Annotated in this window: 16 protein-coding genes; 3 read left to right on the top strand and 13 right to left on the bottom strand. The window is 69.5% G+C overall.

Features of this window, described 5'->3' with window-relative positions:
• Positions 1-39: 39 nt before the first annotated feature.
• Positions 40-1,479: a glutamate--tRNA ligase gene (gltX, locus tag ACO2RJ_RS06445; RefSeq protein WP_423267166.1), complete on the bottom strand. Its 1,440-nt coding sequence runs from the start codon at positions 1,477-1,479 to the stop codon at positions 40-42.
• 104 nt (positions 1,480-1,583) lie between these two features.
• Here gltX and ACO2RJ_RS06440 point away from each other — a divergent pair, with 104 nt between their 5' ends.
• Positions 1,584-4,010 carry a ComEC/Rec2 family competence protein gene (locus tag ACO2RJ_RS06440; protein ID WP_423267165.1) on the top strand — a complete coding sequence of 809 codons (2,427 nt, stop codon included), beginning with the start codon at positions 1,584-1,586 and terminating at the stop codon, positions 4,008-4,010.
• Here the strand turns inward: ACO2RJ_RS06440 and lexA are convergent.
• The 12 genes from lexA to pqqA form a co-directional block, all read right to left on the bottom strand.
• Complete coding sequence (lexA, locus tag ACO2RJ_RS06435; protein WP_423267164.1) at positions 4,004-4,711, bottom strand: transcriptional repressor LexA; 708 nt, start codon at positions 4,709-4,711, stop codon at positions 4,004-4,006. The two genes, ACO2RJ_RS06440 and lexA, sit on opposite strands and share 7 nt — an antisense overlap.
• Positions 4,712-4,844: 133 nt before the next feature.
• Positions 4,845-6,065 (bottom strand): gephyrin-like molybdotransferase Glp, encoded by a 1,221-nt coding sequence (glp, locus tag ACO2RJ_RS06430; protein WP_423267163.1) that lies wholly within the window; start codon positions 6,063-6,065, stop codon positions 4,845-4,847.
• Complete coding sequence (gene moaC / locus ACO2RJ_RS06425) at positions 6,062-6,547, bottom strand: cyclic pyranopterin monophosphate synthase MoaC (RefSeq protein ID WP_423267162.1); 486 nt, start codon at positions 6,545-6,547, stop codon at positions 6,062-6,064. The genes glp and moaC overlap by 4 nt, the downstream gene beginning before the upstream one ends.
• Positions 6,548-6,556: 9 nt before the next feature.
• Complete coding sequence (gene trpC / locus ACO2RJ_RS06420; RefSeq protein ID WP_423267161.1) at positions 6,557-7,348, bottom strand: indole-3-glycerol phosphate synthase TrpC; 792 nt, start codon at positions 7,346-7,348, stop codon at positions 6,557-6,559.
• On the bottom strand, positions 7,345-8,370 hold the full coding sequence (gene trpD, locus ACO2RJ_RS06415) for an anthranilate phosphoribosyltransferase (RefSeq protein WP_423267160.1): 1,026 nt from the start codon (positions 8,368-8,370) through the stop codon (positions 7,345-7,347). The genes trpC and trpD overlap by 4 nt, the downstream gene beginning before the upstream one ends.
• A gap of 11 nt (positions 8,371-8,381) precedes the next feature.
• Positions 8,382-9,002: an anthranilate synthase component II gene (locus tag ACO2RJ_RS06410; protein ID WP_423267158.1), complete on the bottom strand. Its 621-nt coding sequence runs from the start codon at positions 9,000-9,002 to the stop codon at positions 8,382-8,384.
• 75 nt (positions 9,003-9,077) lie between these two features.
• The gene (locus tag ACO2RJ_RS06405) at positions 9,078-10,307 is read right to left on the bottom strand and encodes a DUF2865 domain-containing protein (RefSeq protein WP_423267157.1); all 1,230 of its coding nucleotides are present in this window, start codon (positions 10,305-10,307) and stop codon (positions 9,078-9,080) included.
• Positions 10,308-10,431: 124 nt separating this feature from the next.
• A complete protein-coding gene (gene pqqE / locus ACO2RJ_RS06400; protein ID WP_423267156.1) occupies positions 10,432-11,604 on the bottom strand; it encodes a pyrroloquinoline quinone biosynthesis protein PqqE in 1,173 nt (390 codons plus the stop codon).
• A gap of 16 nt (positions 11,605-11,620) precedes the next feature.
• On the bottom strand, positions 11,621-11,902 hold the full coding sequence (gene pqqD / locus ACO2RJ_RS06395) for a pyrroloquinoline quinone biosynthesis peptide chaperone PqqD (protein ID WP_423267155.1): 282 nt from the start codon (positions 11,900-11,902) through the stop codon (positions 11,621-11,623).
• Entirely contained in the window at positions 11,899-12,657 is a 759-nt protein-coding gene (gene pqqC / locus ACO2RJ_RS06390) for a pyrroloquinoline-quinone synthase PqqC (protein WP_423267154.1), read from the bottom strand. Before pqqC ends, pqqD begins: the two co-directional genes overlap by 4 nt.
• 18 nt (positions 12,658-12,675) lie before the next feature.
• On the bottom strand, positions 12,676-13,617 hold the full coding sequence (pqqB, locus tag ACO2RJ_RS06385; RefSeq protein WP_423268917.1) for a pyrroloquinoline quinone biosynthesis protein PqqB: 942 nt from the start codon (positions 13,615-13,617) through the stop codon (positions 12,676-12,678).
• 59 nt (positions 13,618-13,676) lie between these two features.
• The gene (gene pqqA, locus ACO2RJ_RS06380) at positions 13,677-13,757 is read right to left on the bottom strand and encodes a pyrroloquinoline quinone precursor peptide PqqA (protein ID WP_128776471.1); all 81 of its coding nucleotides are present in this window, start codon (positions 13,755-13,757) and stop codon (positions 13,677-13,679) included.
• Positions 13,758-14,285: 528 nt separating this feature from the next.
• Between pqqA and cysS the strand changes: the two genes are divergently transcribed.
• A complete protein-coding gene (gene cysS, locus ACO2RJ_RS06375) occupies positions 14,286-15,644 on the top strand; it encodes a cysteine--tRNA ligase (RefSeq protein WP_423267153.1) in 1,359 nt (452 codons plus the stop codon).
• On the top strand, positions 15,641-17,251 hold the full coding sequence (gene cimA, locus ACO2RJ_RS06370) for a citramalate synthase (RefSeq protein WP_423267151.1): 1,611 nt from the start codon (positions 15,641-15,643) through the stop codon (positions 17,249-17,251). The genes cysS and cimA overlap by 4 nt, the downstream gene beginning before the upstream one ends.
• Position 17,252: the final 1 nt, after the last annotated feature.

Raw genomic sequence — 17,252 nt, 5'->3', positions numbered from 1 at the left:
TTTAGCGCTGTCAAATGCCTTCGGCGAGGGGCCGCGCCATCAAGCCGCGCGGGAGGTCGCCGCCTGATCTCGGATGCGGCCGAGGCTTTCCTCGCGGCCGAGAGCTTCGAGCACGTCGAAGATGCCGGGGGAGGTCTTTCGGCCGGTCAGAGCAGCCCGCAGAGGCTGCGCGACCGCGCCGAGCTTGACGCTGGCCTCCTCCGCGACCTGCCGGACGACGGCTTCCGCATCCGCGGCGGTCCAGACCTCAAGCGCACCCAGCCGCGTCGCCAACGTGGCGAGAAGGCCGCGCGCGTCGGGCGTGAGCAGGTCCTGCGCGGCAGGCTCGACGGCGAGCGGTCGCTCGTCGAGCAGGAAGCGAGCACCGTCCAGCAGTTCGACCAGCGTTTTCGCGCGTTCCTTCAAGCCGGGAAGGGCGCGGGCGAGCGCGTCCCAGCGTCCGTTGGCGTCAAGTTTCGCGGCGGCCTCGGCGCCGCCGGGCAGATACGGCATCGCCTTCTTCAGCGCCGCCAGCAATTCATCGTCTGGAGTCGACCGGACATAGTGGCCGTTCAGGTTCTGGAGCTTGGCCTGGTCGAAACGGGCGGCGGAGCGTCCGACGTCGCCGATAGCGAACCACGCGATCGCCTGTTCGGTCGAGAAGATCTCGTCGTCGCCGTGGCTCCAGCCGAGCCTGGCGAGGTAGTTCCGAAGCGCCGCCGGCAGGAGCCCCATCTCGCGATAGGCCTCTACGCCGAGCGCGCCATGCCGCTTCGACAGCTTCGCTCCGTCCGGACCATGGATGAGCGGAATATGCGCCATCTTCGGCACGGACCAGCCAAGCGCCTCGTAGATCTGCGTCTGCCGCGCCGCGTTGGTGAGGTGGTCGACCCCGCGAACGATATGGGTGACGCCCATGTCGTGGTCATCGACGACGACGGCCAACATGTAGGTCGGGGTGCCGTCCGACCGCAGCAGGACGAGATCGTCCAGATCCTTGTTGGGAATGACGACGCGGCCCTGGACCAGGTCCTCGATCACCGTCTCGCCGGTCTGCGGCGCCTTGAGGCGGATGGCGGGCGCGCGGTCCGCGGGAGCGTCGGAGGCCGGGCGGTCGCGCCAGCGGCCGTCATAGCGCGGCGGGCGACCCTCGGCCTGGGCGGTCGCGCGCATTTCCTCGAGCTCTTGGGCCGACGCGTAGCACCGGTAGGCGCGGCCATCCCTCAGCATGGCGTCCACGGCCTCGCGATGGCGGTCGGCGCGGGCGAACTGGAACACCGGGTCGCCGTCCCAGTCGAGACCGAGCCAGGTGAGCCCGTCGAGAATGGCGGCGATCGCGGCGTCGGTCGACCGGGCCCGGTCGGTGTCCTCGATCCGGAGCAGCATCTTGCCGCCCTGGGACTTCGCGAACAGCCAGTTGAAGAGCGCCGTGCGCGCGCCGCCAATATGCAGAAAGCCGGTCGGCGACGGCGCGAAGCGGGTGACGACGGTTTCGGTCACGATGCGCGGGCCTTGAACGATGCGTGGATCCGCGGCGGCGGCGAACGCCTGTGCGCGACGGCGCGACCGTGTAGCATGGTCGCGCGACCGGGGGAAAGACGGGCATGGCGCGAGACACGCGGCGGGCTCAGGGACAGACGAGAACGGCTGTCCTGCCGGGCGTGCGCGACGTCGGGGACGCACGTCGGGGGACGATCGCCGCAGGAGCCGCCGACTGGCTTGCGGCGCGTTTTGCGGAGGAAGCCGATCTCGGGCGCCCCGCGCTCTGGATGCCCGTCGCCTTCGGGACCGGCGTCCTGGTCTACTTCGCCGCGGCGCATGAACCCACGCTGACGGCCTCGTTCGCGGTCTGGCTTGCGGGCGGCGGGATCGCGGCGCTGCTTCGCCGGCGGTTCGTCGCGCTGTGGCTCGCGTTGGCGGTCGCGTTCGCCGCCTCGGGATTTCTAGCCGCCAAATTGTCGACTTTGCGGGCGGAAGCTCCCGTCCTGCCGCGGGCGATGAGGGCGGACGCCGTGGGTCGCGTGGTCGCGATCGAACCACGAGCGAACGATCGTCGGCGCGTGACGCTCGTCCTTGAAAGCCTGGGGACGCTCGCGCCGGCCGATCGTCCGCGAAAGACGCGGGTCACGCTCGGCAAGGAGCCCGCGGTCGCCGCCGGTGATCGGCTGGCGCTTTCCGCCTATTGGCGACCTCCGCAAGGGCCGGTCCGCCCCGGCGGGTACGACTTCGCCCGCGTCGCCTTTTTCGAGGGGATCGGGGCCACGGGAAGCGAGCCGACAAATCTGCGCAATCTCGGGCCAGCGTCCGATCTCGGCGTCGCCGATCGGCTCTCGGCGGCCCTCGAACGCTTGAGGATGAGCCTGACCGAGCGCGTCACGCGGTCGGTCGGCGGCCCGGAAGGCACGGTGGCGGCGGCCCTCGTGACCGGGGTCGAGGGACCGATCCCACAGAAGATCGAGGACGACCTGCGGGCGGCCGGCCTCAGCCACATCCTGTCGATCTCCGGTCTGCACATGGCGCTCGTCGCGGGCACGCTGTTCTGGCTCGCGCGCGCCGGCCTGGCGCTGTCGTCGACCGCAGCGCTTCGATGGCCGGTGAAGAGCGTCGCCGCCATCGTGGCGCTCGCGGGCGCGACGTTCTACCTCGCGCTCTCCGGAGCCGAGGTGGCGACCCAGCGCTCCTACATCATGATCGCGATCGTGTTCGCAGCCGTGATCCTCGGCCGGCCGGCGATGTCGCCCCGAAACCTGGCCCTTGCGGCGCTGCTCGTCATGGCCTGGTTGCCCGAGGCGGCGCTGGGACCGAGCTTCCAGATGTCGTTCGCGGCGGTCGCGGCCCTAATCGCCTGGTTCGAGCGGAGGAGCGACGGCGCGCGACCTCCGCCGCCGGCCTCGGGCCTCGGACGCGCGTGGCGCTGGGCGCTAGCCGCAGCCGCGATCGCGGTGATGACGACCCTGGTCGCGGGGATGGCGACCGCGCCGTTCGCCGCCTATCACTTCCACCGCACGACGCCTTACGCGCTCGCCGGCAACGCGCTGGCGACGCCGTTGCTCAGCGTCCTCGTGATGCCGTCGGTCGTGGGCGGGCTGTTCTTCGCCCCGCTGGGTCTGGACGGCCTGTGGTGGCAGGCCATGGGTCTCGGCCTGAGGGGCGTGCTCGCGATCGCGGAGATGGTGGCGTCATGGCCGGGATCCGAGCGCAATGTGCCGGCCTTCGACGAGCCGGCGCTCGCCCTGTTTGCGCTCGGGATCTGCTGGGCATGTCTGTGGCGGACGCGGTTGAGATGGGGCGCCGTTCCCATGCTCGCGGCGGCGCTGGCGCTTGCCGCGGTCCCGTCGCGGCCGGATGTGGTGATCGACGCCTCGGGCCGCGAGATGGCGGCCAGGGGCCCTGACGGCGCGCTGGCGCTCGTGGGGACCCGGTCCTGGAGCTTCGCCGCCAAGGTGTGGCTCGCCGCCGACGCGGCGTCGCCCGTGAAGGCGGGCCGACCCACCGAGCGGCCATCTCAGCCGGGCGGCCGCGGTGCGCAGTCCTCGCCTTCGGCCGCGGGGGCGTCAGCCGAAGGATCATTCGGGTCGGGCGCGAAGGTCGTCGGCCAGACCACGACCGTCGTGCGCTGCGACGCCTACGGCTGCGTCGCGCCGCTGTTCGCCGGCGGATGGGCTGCGCTGGTCTGGGATGCCCGGGCCTTCGACGAAGACTGCCGTCGCGCCACGTTGGTGGTCACGCGTCTCGACGCGCCCGACGCCTGCCGGGACGCCGCGGCGGTGATCGACCGCGCCGCGCTCGCCGCGACCGGATCGCTGGCGCTGATGCGCGACGGCCCGCGGTTCATCGGGCGCTCGGCCCGAAACCCCGCCGGGTCCCGCCCTTGGCACAGGGGGAGCGCCCTGGCCACCGCGCCGCCGCCCGACGACGCGCTGAAACTCGTCTTCGCGCCAAGAGCGCGCGCCCCGGCCACAGTCGACCGACCGACCGTCGTCGATCCGACTTCGCCTGACGAGGAGCCGCCGCCGGGCGAGGATCAATAGCGCCGGATGAGCCCGACCAGCCGCCCCTGGATCGCCACACGGTCCGGGCCGAATATGCGCGTCTCATAGGCCGGGTTCGCGGCCTCGAGCGCGATCGAGGCGCCGCGCTTGCGCAGCCGCTTCAGCGTCGCCTCCTCATGGTCGACGAGCGCGACTACGATGTCGCCGGTGTCGGCGGACTCCTGCCGGCGGATCAGCACGAGGTCGCCGTCGAGGATGCCGGCCTCGATCATCGAGTCGCCGCGCACTTCGAGCGCGAAATGCTCGCCGTTGGAGAGCATATCCGGAGAGACCGAGATCGTGTCGCTCTTGGTCTGGATCGCCTCGATCGGCACGCCCGCGGCGATCCGGCCCATAACGGGGATCGCGACCATGCGCGCGGAGCTGTCGTCCGGCTCGTCGGCGGCAGGCCGCCTGCGGCCCAGATTGCCCTCGATCACGCTCGGCGTGAAGCGCCCCGTCGGCCGCGTCACGGGCGGCGCGGCCGCTTCCGGAAGGCGGACCACCTCGATCGCCCGGGCTCGGTTCGGCAGCCGTCGGATGAAGCCGCGCTCCTCAAGCGCCATGATCAGACGGTGCACGCCCGACTTCGACTGCAGCCCCAGCGCGTCCTTCATCTCCTCGAACGAGGGGGGAACGCCGGTCTCCTTCAGCCGCTCGTGAATGTAGCGGAGAAGGTCGTACTGCTTGCGGGTCAACATGGGCGGCTCCGCGCCGTGACAAAACAAATCATGAACAGATTCGTAGCTGTTCTAGGTGTGTTCCGCAAGCGTTAAGGCCGCGTTACCATCCCGGGAGGTTCTCCTCCACGAGCGTCGTTCGATCGTCCGACGATCAGAACGGATGGTGTAACATCATGATTTCGCAAGGAGTTCCGGCGTCCGCGGCCGGCGCGTGGGCCGGCCTCACGAGCAGGCACTCGGCGTCCGAGAGGGCGCGCAGCATCGACGAATCCTGGCGGTCGAAAGCGGTCGCGACGGCGACGCCGTCCGAATCAAAGGTGAGCGCCGCGCGCATATAGTCTTCACGCCGGTCGTTCTGCGCCATGTCCCGTCCAAGCCTGGCGAACGTCTTGGCCGGTTCGACGTCCTCGCGGCCGGCCATGCGACGGAGCGCGGGGACGAGAAACAGCAGCGAGCAGACGATCGCCGAGACTGGATTGCCCGGCAGCCCGAGCGCGAGCATGTCACCGCGCCGACCCGCCATCATAGGCTTGCCCGGCCGCATGGCGATCTTCCAGAAATCCAGCGCGACGCCGGCCTCTGCGAGCGCAGGCTGCACCAGGTCGTGGTCGCCGACCGAGGCGCCGCCGAGCGTCACCAGAACATCCACCTTCTCTTCGATCGCGCGGTCGATCGCCGCGCGGATGGCGGCGCGGTCGTCGGGCGCGATCCCCAGATCGACGGCGACGCCGCCTTCGCCTTCGACGACGGCGGCGATCGCAAAGCTGTTCGACGCAATGATCTGGTCCGGTCCCGCTCTTTCTCCGGGCATGACCAGTTCGTCGCCGGTCGCGAGGATCGCGACGCGGGGGCGGCGGCCCACGTCGACGGCAGGGTGGCCCAGCGCCGCGGCGAGCGCGAGATCGCGCGCCCCGAGCCTTCGGCCGGCGGGCAGGAGCTCCTGCCCGGTGGCAAAGTCGATCCCGGCGCGGCGGATGTGGCGGCCGAGGACGGCCGCCTCCTGCGCCGTCACGACCGCGCCGTCGCGCTCGGCGTCCTCCTGAAGCAGGATCGCGTCGGCGCCGTCGGGAACCGGAGCTCCGGTGAAGATCCTGACGGCCTCGCCGGGACCGACGCGCCCGCCGAAGGCGCGGCCGGCGGCGGCCTCGCCGATCACGGTCAGCCGGGCGGGGGCGCGGCCGACGTCGGATGCGCGGACCGCGTAGCCGTCCATCGCGGAGCAGTCCCAGGGCGGCTGGGTCCGGAGCGCGGATAAGGGGTTCGCAAGCGTGCGCCCGAGCGCCTCGCGCAACGCGACGCGCTCGGAGGGGAGCCGCGCGACGCCGGAGAGAATGCGGGCGCGCGCCTCGGCCACGGGCAGAAGCCCGCTCACGAGGCCTCCTCGACCCGGAAGTCGCCGGACCGTCCGCCAGACTTGGCCAGAAGCCGCACGCCCTCGATCCGCATGGCGCGATCGACGGCTTTGGTCATGTCGTAGACCGTGAGGCAGGCGACCGAGACCGCGGTCAGCGCCTCCATCTCGACGCCGGTCGGGCCCGTGACGCGCGCGGTCGCGGTCACGATCACGCCGGGGAGGGAGGCGTCGGGAATCAGCTCCACGGACACTTTCGAGAGCATGAGCGGGTGGCAGAGCGGGATGAGCTCATGGGTGCGTTTCGCCGCCATGATGCCGGCCAGCCGCGCCGTCCCGAGCACGTCGCCCTTCTTGGCGTCCCCGTCGACGATCAGGCGCAGCGTCTCCGCCGCCATGACGACGCGGCCTTCCGCCGTCGCCTCGCGGATGGTGGCCGGCTTGTCGCCGACGTCCACCATGTTGGCTTCGCCCGACGCGGAGAGATGGGTGAGGCGCGACATCGGCGGGGGTCAGGCCGCCAGAAGCTGACGGGTCGCGGCGGCCACGTCCTGCTGGCGCATCAGACTTTCGCCCACGAGCAGGGTGCGGCAGCCGACCGCGGCGAGCCGAGCGACGTCGGCCGGAGTGAAGATGCCGCTTTCCCCGACGAGGATACGGTCGGGGGGCGCGAGCGCCGAAAGCCGCTCGGTCATGTCGAGCGATACTTCGAAGGTGCGAAGATTCCTGTTGTTCACTCCCAGCAGCTTGGCGTTGAGCGGCAGCGCGCGATCGAGCTCCGCTTCGTCATGCACCTCGATCAGCGCATCCATGCCGAGGTCGGACGCTGAGGCCACCAGGTCGCGCGCTTCCGCGTCGGTCACGGCGGCCATGATGACGAGGATGCAGTCGGCGCCGAGCGCGCGCGCCTCCGCCACCTGGTAAGGCTCGTACATGAAGTCCTTGCGGATCACGGGAAGCGCCACGGCGTCGCGGGCCGCCGTCAAGAAGCCCGGCGCGCCTTGGAAGGACGGGCCGTCGGTCAACACCGACAGGCAGGTCGCGCCGCCCGCCGCGTAGGCGCGCGCGAGCACCGGCGGGTCGAAGTCGGCGCGGATCAAACCCTTTGAAGGACTGGCCTTCTTGATCTCGGCGATGAGCGCCGTACGGCCTGCGCCTAGCGTCGTCTCGATCGCCGCCACGAAGCCGCGGGGCGGCGACGCGGCCTCGGCGGCACGACGCGTCTCGGCGTAAGGGCGAGCAGCCTTGGCGTCGGCGACCTCCCGCCGCTTATAGGCTTCGATCCGGGCGAGGATGTCGTTCATGCCGCCTGCTCCTCGGCCGAGATGCGGACGAGCGCGTCGAGCCGGGAATACGCCGCGCCCGAATCGATCGCGCCTGCGGCGAGCTTGGCGCCGGCCTCCAATGTCTCCGCCCGGCCGGCGACCACGAGCGTCGCGGCGGCGTTCAGGATCGACACGTCACGATAGGCGCCGCGTTCGCCGTCGAGCACGCGGCGCAGCGCCGCGGCGTTCGCCTCGGCGTCGCCGCCGGCGAGCGCGCTCGTGGGATGGCGGGGCAGCCCGGCGTCCTCCGGCGAGACGTCGAACGTCGTGACCGCGCCGTTCTCGAGCGCCGCGACCCGGGTCGGACCGGAGGTGGTGATCTCGTCAAGACCATCCGATCCGTGAACGACCCACGCCTTCTGCGAACCAAGCGCGTTCAGCGCCTCCGCGATCGGTTCGACCCATTTGGCGGCGAAGACGCCGACCATCTGGCGTCTCACGCCGGCCGGGTTCGAAAGCGGACCGAGCAAATTGAAGATCGTCCTCACGCCTAGCTCCGTGCGGGCCGGCCCGACATGGCGCATGGCTGCGTGGTGGTTCGGCGCGAACATGAAGCCGATGCCGGCCTCCGCGATGCAGCGCGCGATCCGCTCGGGGCCGATGTCCACGTCGACGCCCAGCGCGCGCAACACGTCGGCCGAGCCCGATTTCGAGGAGAGCGCGCGGTTGCCGTGCTTGGCGACGGGAACGCCGCAGCCGGCGACGACGAAGGCGGCGCAGGTCGAGACATTGACCGAGCCGGCGCCGTCGCCTCCGGTGCCCACGACGTCGACGGAGTCCGCGGGCGCCTCCACCGGGGTCATCCGCTCGCGCATGGCGGCGACCGCGCCGGCGATCTCGTCGACGGTCTCGCCGCGGACCCGGAGCGCCATGAGGAAGCCGCCGATCTGGGCGGGCGTCGCTTCGCCCGTCATGATGCGGCCGAAGGCGCGCTCGGCTTCGTCGCGGGCGAGCGGCCGGCCGTCGGCGACCGCCGCGATCACCGCCTTGAAGGAGTCCATCGCTCCGCCTCTCAGACCGCCCGCGCGGCCGAAAGCCGGCGTCGGTTCGCGTTCCAGGCCATGGCGTCGTCGAGGAAATTGGCGAAGATCGCCGCGCCGTGCTCCGAGGCGATGCTCTCGGGGTGGAACTGGACGCCGTGCACGGGCAGACGGCGGTGCGACAGCCCCATGATCAGCCCGTCGTCGGTCTCGGCGGTGACCTCGAGCGCCTCCGGCAGTCCGTCGCGCCTGACGACGAGCGAATGGTAGCGCGTCGCGCGCAACGGCCCGTTGATGCCGCGGAACACGCCGCGCCCCGCATGATTGATGCGGGCGAGCTTCCCGTGAACCGGGACCGGCGCGCGCTCGACAACGCCGCCGAACACCTCTCCGATCGCCTGATGGCCGAGGCACACCCCGAAAATCGGCGTCTCCGGCGCGGCCCGGGCGATGAGGTCGCAGGAGATGCCGGCTTCGCGCGGCGTGCAGGGCCCGGGAGAGATCACGATCGCGTCAGGACCTTCCGAGAGCACGCGGTCGACCGAAATCTTGTCGTTGCGGTGGACGGTCACCGTCGCGCCGAGCGCGCCGATGGCGTGCACCACGTTCCAGGTGAAGCTGTCGTAATTGTCGATCAGGGTGACGGCGGTCATCGCAAGGCTCCAGCCGGCGCACTGAAGGCATTCGGGCCGTCGCCCGTCAAGGGCGGCCGAAGGCCGACGAATCCCTCAGTCCGGAATACGTTGCATGCTGGGGCCGTCCAGCGGGCGCCGTTCGACGGCGCCGCGCTCCAGGCGCGGCTGGTCGAGGATGATGACGTCGTCGCTCGGCGAGTCCCGGCCGCCCGGATCGGTGGGCTGTCCGAAGGGCGACACGGAGGGATCGGCCGGCGCGCCGGTCTCCTGCGGTTCGCTGCGCCGCCGCGGCGCCTCAGGCCGGCTTCGGGCCTGCGCCTGGGCCTGGGCCTGGGCCTTCGCCTGCTCCTCCGGCGATTTCGCGCGCGACAGCGCTTCGGACGTCTCCTCGTCGACGACGATGTCGCCCTTCTTGACCGTCTTGTCGTCGACGCCCTTCAGCGCCTCCGCCCAGCTCATGCCGTCCGGCTTGCAGGAGCATCCGGCGACGAACTCCTTGCGGTAGCGGAAGGCGTTCTCGAGCTTGGCGTAGGGCTGGCCGTCGATCGCCGTGGCGAATTCGATCTTGCTCCCCGGATTGCCATAGGCGAACAGCTTCGCTTCGGTTCCGGGGCAGGTGGCCTGGCAGATGGCGTCGTCGCGCTGAAACGCGTTGCGCGTGGTCTGGTAGGAGATCGGGAAGAAGAAGCCGTCGCAGGTCCGGACGCAGACGGTGCGGTAGGTCGAAACCCGGGGAGCGCCGCCGCTTTCGTCCATTTCCGGCTCGATCACCGTCTCTTCCGTGGTCTGCTCGGACTGGCCGCCGCCGAACAGCGTCGCGAAGAACCCTTTGCGTTCCTGCGGAGCCTCCCGGGTGATGCGGCGTTCGACCAGCCGATACTGGGGGCCGCATTGGCCTCGAGCCAGCGCGATCAAGAGTTCGCGCCGTCGCGGGTCGCCGCCGCCGCTCTGTCCGGCCTGCGTCGCCTGAACCCTCAACCGGTCGAGATTGACCTGCATCTGACGGATGCGAGATTCGAGCGGGCCGCATTCGGCTGGCGGCTCGGGCGCGAACAGGAACCGGCGGCCGCAGCTCAGGCTCCTGGCATAGGCCGTCGTGCGGTCCAGCTCGGATTGCTGCTTGGCCACGGCCTGTTCGAGCTGGCGCGGGTTCGGGCGACTCGGTCCGCGCCCGAGCGCCGCGAGCTGCGCCTCGAGGCGCAGGCATTGCTCCGACCGCGCCTGACCCGGATCCTGCGGCGCGGGTTCCTCCTGCGCACGCGAATCCTGGACGCCAGCGAACAGAACCATCGTCGCCGCCAGGGCGGCGAATGTCGACCTCATGCGCGTCCTCGTCAGCGACTCGCGCGCGCCACTTCCGAAGCGCGCTCCAGTCTCTTAACCGCTCGGCCCCGTCGCGCACAGAGGCCACGGAATGCGACTGAAGTGAGGAGACTGGGAGCGGCCCTCAGTCCGCTGCGTTCCGCGTGACGAGAACGCGGGCCTGGCCCGGCGTCGCGCCGAATCGGCGGTAGATGTAGTCGGTCGCCGTGGTGTCCGCGTCCTGGATCGCGAGCGCCGTGATCTTGGCGTGAAACGGCGAGAGCGAGCAGGCGGGATCGGCGTTGCGCGGATCCCCCGTGATGGCGAGCGCCTGACAGCGACAGCCGCCGAAGTCGATCTCCTTACGGGGACAGCTGGTGCAGGGCTCCTTCATCCAGCTCGTGCCGCGGTAGGCCTCGAAGGAGGAACCGTTCGCCCAGATGTCGCCAAGGCTCCTGTCCTGCACGTTGTCGAACTGCAGATGCGGAATCGTCTCGGCCGCGTGGCACGGCAGCACCTTGCCCTGCGGGGTGACGTTGAGAGATTGCCGCCCCCAGCCGCCGACGCAGGGTTTTGGACGACGCGCGTAATAGTCGGGCACGACCGCGTCGATCACGAGCCGGCCCTTCAATTCGTCGCGAAGCCGTTCGACGGTCGCCGCCGCCCGCATCACCTGGTCACGGGTGGGCATCAGCATTTTGCGGTTCTCGAGCGCCCAGCCGTAATATTGCGAATGCGCGATTTCGACCCGGCGGGCGCCGAATTCCAGCGCCATATTCACCAGCGCCTCGATGTTCTCGATGTTGGCGCGATGGATCACGGCGTTGATCGTGAGCGGCATGCCGAGCTCCAGCACCCAGCCCGCGAACACGCGCTTCTTCTCATGCGCGCCCTTGAGACCCGCGATCCGATCGGCGTTGTCGGGCAGCGCGTCCTGGATCGAAAGCTGCACATGGTCGAGCCCCACATTCGCGAGCTCTTCGAGCTTTTCGCGCGCGACCCCGATGCCGGAGGTGATGAGGTTGGTGTAGAGCCCCACCTCGACGGCGTGCCGGGTCAGCTCGACGATGTCCTTGCGAGCGGTCGGCTCTCCCCCTGAGAGGTGGAGGTGGAGCACGCCCATGGCGGCGGCTTCCGAAAACACGCGCTTCCAGGTTTCAGTGTCGAGCTCGCCCGACCGCTTGTCCAGTTCGACGGGGTTGGAGCAATAAGGGCAGGAGAGGGGGCAGCGGTGCGTCAGCTCGGCCAGCATGCCGAGCGGCGCCGGCGGGGCGACCCTCGCTGCGTCGGACGTGCCCGGAATGGTCATGTCGTTCATTGGATCGACAACCTCCTCAACCGAGGTCCAGGACGCGCTTGTCCGCGAGATCGCGCAGCATCGCCTTGACGTCGGTCTCGATCTGTTCGCGGGGGGCGGCGTAGGCGGTCGCGAGATCGTCTACGATCGCCGTCACCGTCCGAACGCCGTCACAGCGCTCCAGCACCGCCACTGCGACGGGATCGGGCTTCAGCACCCGTTCCGGCGCGAGCAACAGCCATTCTCCGCGCACCTCGTCGTGACGCAGACGCACCCCGCGCGGCAGTTTCGGGATGGCGTCGGACGAGACATCGTTCATTCGGCCGCTTCCAGGCCCGCTCTCGACGCGTCGGCCGGGACGAAGGCCTCCGGCCAGGGCCTTGCATACAGATAGGCGTGCTCGAGCGCGTCCAACATGGTCCACAGCATCGAACATTTGAATTCGAGCGCCGCGATCGCCGCCTGCTGCTGCTCGGCCGTGCGCGCGTGCTCCCGGACATAGGCGAGGGCGAAGTCGCTGTCGCGCTTGGCCTGCACAGGCCGCGCCGTGAAGTAGGCCAGCGTCTCCGGCGTGACGAAGTCGTAATTGGCGAGCATGCCGGAGGTGCGAATCTTGATGACCATCGGCGAGAACAGCTCGGTCAGCGACGAGGCGATGGCCTCCAGCAGCGATCGCTCTTTGACGAAGCTGACATAGGCGTTGACCGCGAACTTCGTCGCCGGCAGCGCCAGCCGGCCGGACATCACATCCGCCCGGTCGAGGCCGAGGTCGTCTGTCAGCTTCAGCCATTTGGCGATGCCGCCTTCGCCCTCGCGCTCGCCGTCATGGTCGATGATGCGCTGCCGCCACTCGCGGCGCATGCCGGCGTCCTCCATGCGCGCGAGAATGTGCGCGTCCTTCTGGGGGATGCAGGCCTGATAGAGGTAGCGGTTGAGCGCCCACGCCTCGATCTCGCCCCGCGAGCAGGCGCCGGACTGAAGGCGGAGCTGAAAGGGATGGAGATGATGGTAGCGCGTCTCGCCCACATGGCGCAGGCGGGCTTCAAGTTCGTCGGCGGTCAGAATGTCGGCCATCGCGCTTTCTCCGCAGTCTTACGCCGCGGTTGACCCGCGATCCATTAGGGACGCTGCCGCCGGATCTCCCGCGACGATCTCAAGTCCGTCTTCCGTCACACGCCATCCGCCCGCCTCGACGGCGCGCCGCTCGGGCGAGCCGTCAACGAGGATCGGATTCGTGTTGTTGACGTGAATGTAGAGCTTCCGCCCCAGCTTCACACCGTCGAACGCATGGAGCGAGCCGCCCTCTCCCGCGATCGGCACGTGGCCCATACGCCGGCCCGTCTTGGCGCCGACGCCGGCGCGGCGCATCTCGTCGTCTTCGAACACCGTGCCGTCGAACAGCAGCAGGTCGGCGCCGTCGACGCGGGCGCGGACGTCGGCGTTCACCACCGCGCAGCCCGGAATGTAGACGAGGCGCCTGCCGTCCTTGCGGACGTCCACTCCGACCGTGTCTCCCGAGGAGTCGCCGATCTTCAGGTCTTCCGTCTCGAGATAGAGCGGCACCTTGCCCGGAACCGCGAAGAATTCGATGGTCGCGTCGTCGATCGAAAACGGTCGGCCGAGTTCGACGACGGTCCGCGTGACCACGTCCTTTGCGAGCACGCCGAAGATCGGGTTGGCGTCCAGCACGGCGGTGATCTGTGAGGTGGCGTAGACGGTCAGCGGCGAACGCTCACGCAGCGTTATAAGGCCGTCGACATGGTCCACGTCGCCGTTGGTCAGCACGACGGACGAGATCGGCGTATCGCGCAATCCGCGGGGCTGCACGGCGGGCGTGGCAAGAATCTGCGCCCTGAGATCGGGAGACGCGTTGAACAACGTCCACCGTCCGGCGCCGGTCTCGACGGCGATCGACGACTGCGTCCGAGCCTTGACGCGCGGGTCGCCGTCCCAGGCGAGGGCGCACACCGGACAGCGGCAATTCCACTGGGGAAAGCCGCCGCCGGCGGCTGATCCGAGAACGATCACACGCAATGACATGACGTCAGCCAAGCTTCGCGGAAATCGTGCGGGGATCAGTCACGGCATTCAGCTCAGAGCTCGGCCGGGCTGTAGGACGTGACTTCGAGACCGACGGGGGTCTCTTCGACGATCGGAGCGGTCCAGATGGCCATTTTAGCCTCCTAAGGGTTCCCTAACACTTCAGCGTTTCAAGATCAGCCGAAGCTTCTCTTTGACGCACTATGGAACATAGCTTGAGGGTCAGCCCGACGCCAGTCGCAGCCTCCTTAAATCTTGGTAATGCGACGGCCGGATTCTCAAGAAGTTCTTAGGTTTGGAGCGGGCACGGCCGAACGGCGGCGGGCATGTCCCGAGGGCCTAACCTCGCCGTGCGCTGCGCCGGCGCGAACGCGCCCGGCACGCGCGGCGCTTGATCGATTGCTTATATGCAGCAGGGCGTCACGCGCGGCTCTTGCCGAGCTGCTGCGCGAAGAAGCGGGCGGGGGGCGGGGCAGGTTCTCCGCGCGATCTCTTGACGTTCGACGACCGTCTGACCAATGTGCCGGCCATGTCGACCGCCGCACGCGACCGCATCAACCGGATCGTCATTATCTGCGCTTAAGCCGAGAGGCTGGCCGCGGCGATTTTTTCTTGCATCGTTGAGAGAAGAGCGGCGCCCGGCCAACGAGAAGGGACGGGGCGTGACCACGCTCAAGCTCTACAGTTCGCTCACCCGAAGCAAGGACGTCTTCACGCCGATCGCGGCGACGGACGTGCGCATGTATGTGTGCGGACCCACCGTCTATGACCGCGCCCACATCGGCAATGCGCGCCCTGTCATCGTCTTCGACCTGTTGTACCGACTGCTGCGCCACGTCTACGGCCCGGAGGCCGTGACCTATGTCCGCAACATCACGGACGTGGACGACAAGATCAACGCGCGCGCGGCCGAGCGCGGCGTTTCAATCCGCCAGCTGACGGACGACACCGCGCGGGCGTTCCACGAGGACGTCGCCGAACTCGGCTGCCTCAGGCCGACCCACGAGCCTCGCGCCACCGAATTCATCTGCCGCGGCGAAGACGAGCTCGACATGGTCAAGCTCGTCGAGCGCCTGATCGAGCGCGGGCACGCCTACGAAGCCGAAGGCCATGTGCTGTTCGACGTGTCGTCGATGCCGGCCTATGGCCGACTGGCGCATCGGTCGCTCGACGAGATGCAGGCCGGCGCGCGCGTCGAGGTCGCGCCCTACAAGAAGGGCGCGATGGACTTCGTGCTGTGGAAGCCGTCTTCGGAGGCCGAGCCCGGCTGGGACAGCCCCTGGGGCCGCGGCCGGCCGGGCTGGCACCTCGAATGCTCCGCGATGTCCGCGGCGCTTCTCGGCGAGGTCTTCGACATCCATGGCGGCGGCATCGACCTGATCTTCCCGCACCACGAGAACGAGATCGCGCAGTCCACCTGCTGCTTCGGCCGCGACCGCATGGCGAATGTGTGGATGCACAACGGCTTCCTTCAGGTGGAGGGCGAGAAGATGTCGAAGTCGGTCGGCAATTTCGTCACGATCCGCGAGGTCCTGGCGGATTGGCCGGGCGACGTCGCGCGCCTCGCCATGCTGACGGCGCATTACCGCCAGCCGATCAACTGGACGATCAAGGGGCTGCAGGAAGCGGAGAAGACTCTCGGCCAGTGGTTCGACGCGGCGGCCGGCGAGGCCGATCCGCGCCCGGCGCCGGGCGTGGTCGAGGCGCTGGCCGACGACTTGAACACGCCCAAGATGATCGCCGAGATCCACCGCCTCCGGGCTGAAGGCGGCCGCAAGGCGCTCGCCGGCACGCTGGGCTTCCTCGGGTTCCGGCCGGACGCGTTCGCCGACTGGCGCGCCGCGCACGCGCCCGAGGCGGCGCTGCCGCTGGCCGAGATCGAGCGCCTCATCGAAGACCGCATCGCCGCCCGCCGGGAGCGCAACTTCGCCGAGGCCGACCGCATCCGCGACGAGCTTCTCGCGAGCGGGATCGTGCTCAAAGACGGCGCCGGGGGCACGAGCTGGGAGGTCGCGCGGTGACGACGCGCGAACGCGTCTACCTCTTCGACACGACCCTGAGAGACGGCGCGCAGACGGCGGGCGTCGACTTCACGCTCGCCGACAAGATCGCCGTCGCCGCGATGCTGGACAGGTTGGGCGTGGACTATGTCGAGGGCGGATATCCCGGCGCAAATCCGACCGACACCGAATTCTTCTCGACCCCTCGAACCTCGCGCGCGACCTTCACGGCCTTCGGCATGGCCAAGCGGGCAGGGCGCTCGGCCGCCAACGATCCCGGCCTGCAGGGCGTGCTTCAGGCCAAGGCCGACGCCTGCTGCTTCGTGGCGAAGAGCTGGGATTTCCACGTCACCCACGCGCTCGGGATCACGCTCGAGGACAATCTCGAGCAGATCCGCGAGACGGTCGCGGCGGCCGTCGCGGCAGGCCGCGAGGCGCTGATCGACTGCGAGCACTTCTTCGACGGCTACAAGGCCAATCCCGCTTACGCGCTGTCCTGCGCCAAGGCGGCTCACGACGCCGGCGCCCGCTGGGTGGCGCTGTGCGACACCAATGGCGGCACGACGCCGGAGGAGGTGTTCGCGATCGTGGCGGAGGCCGCGAAGATCGTGCCCGGGGAACGGTTGGGCATCCACGCGCATGACGACATGGGGCTCGCCGTCGCCAATTCGCTCGCGGCGGTCCGCGCCGGCGCCCGCCAGATCCAGGGCACGCTGAACGGCCTCGGCGAGCGCTGCGGCAACGCCAATCTCGTGACGATCATACCGACCCTGAAACTGAAGCCGGAATTCGCCGAACGCTTCGAGATCGGCGTCGACGACGCGGCGCTGGCGGGTCTGTCCCAACTGTCGCGCGCTTTCGACGAACTGCTGAACCGCACGTCGAACCGCTATGCGCCTTATGTCGGCGCCAACGCCTTCGCGACCAAGGCCGGCATCCACGCCTCGGCGATCCTGAAGGATCCGCGGACCTACGAGCACGTCGCTCCCGAAAGGGTCGGCAACCATCGACGTCTTCTGGTCTCGGACCAGGGGGGCAAGTCGAACCTGCTGTCCGAGCTCGCCCGCGTCGGCGTCCAGGTCGACAGGTCCGATCCGCGCCTCGACCGCCTGCTCGCCAGCGTCAAGGAGCGCGAAGCTCAAGGCTATTCCTACGAGGGCGCCGAGGCCTCGTTCGGTCTGCTCGCGAGGCGGGCGCTCGGGCGCGTGCCGGGTTTCTTTGCGGTGGAGAGCTTCCGCGTCATGGTCGAGCGCAGGCACAACGCGGCCGGCGCACTCGTCACCGTGTCGGAAGCGATCGTGAAGGTCACGGTCGACGGCGAAACCCTGATGACCGCGGCTGAGGGCATCGGCCCCGTCAACGCGCTCGATGTGGCCCTGCGCAAGGATCTCGGCCGCTACCAGCCTTACATCGCCGACCTGAAGCTGACCGACTACAAGGTCCGCATCCTGAACGGCGGCACGGAGGCGGTGACGCGCGTGCTGGTCGAATCGACCGACGGCGACGGCGAGACCTGGACCACGGTCGGCGTCTCGCCGAACATCATCGACGCCTCCTTCGAGGCGCTGGTCGACAGCGTGACCTACAAGCTGCTGAAAGCCGGCGCGGCCGCGGCCGTCGCGGCCTGAT

Origin of the sequence: Hansschlegelia sp. KR7-227, assembly GCF_049446035.1 — a bacterium.
GTDB lineage: Bacteria > Pseudomonadota > Alphaproteobacteria > Rhizobiales > Methylopilaceae > Methylopila.
The sequence above is the reverse complement of the archived record's forward strand: the minus strand, read 5'-3'. Positions and strand labels throughout refer to the sequence as shown.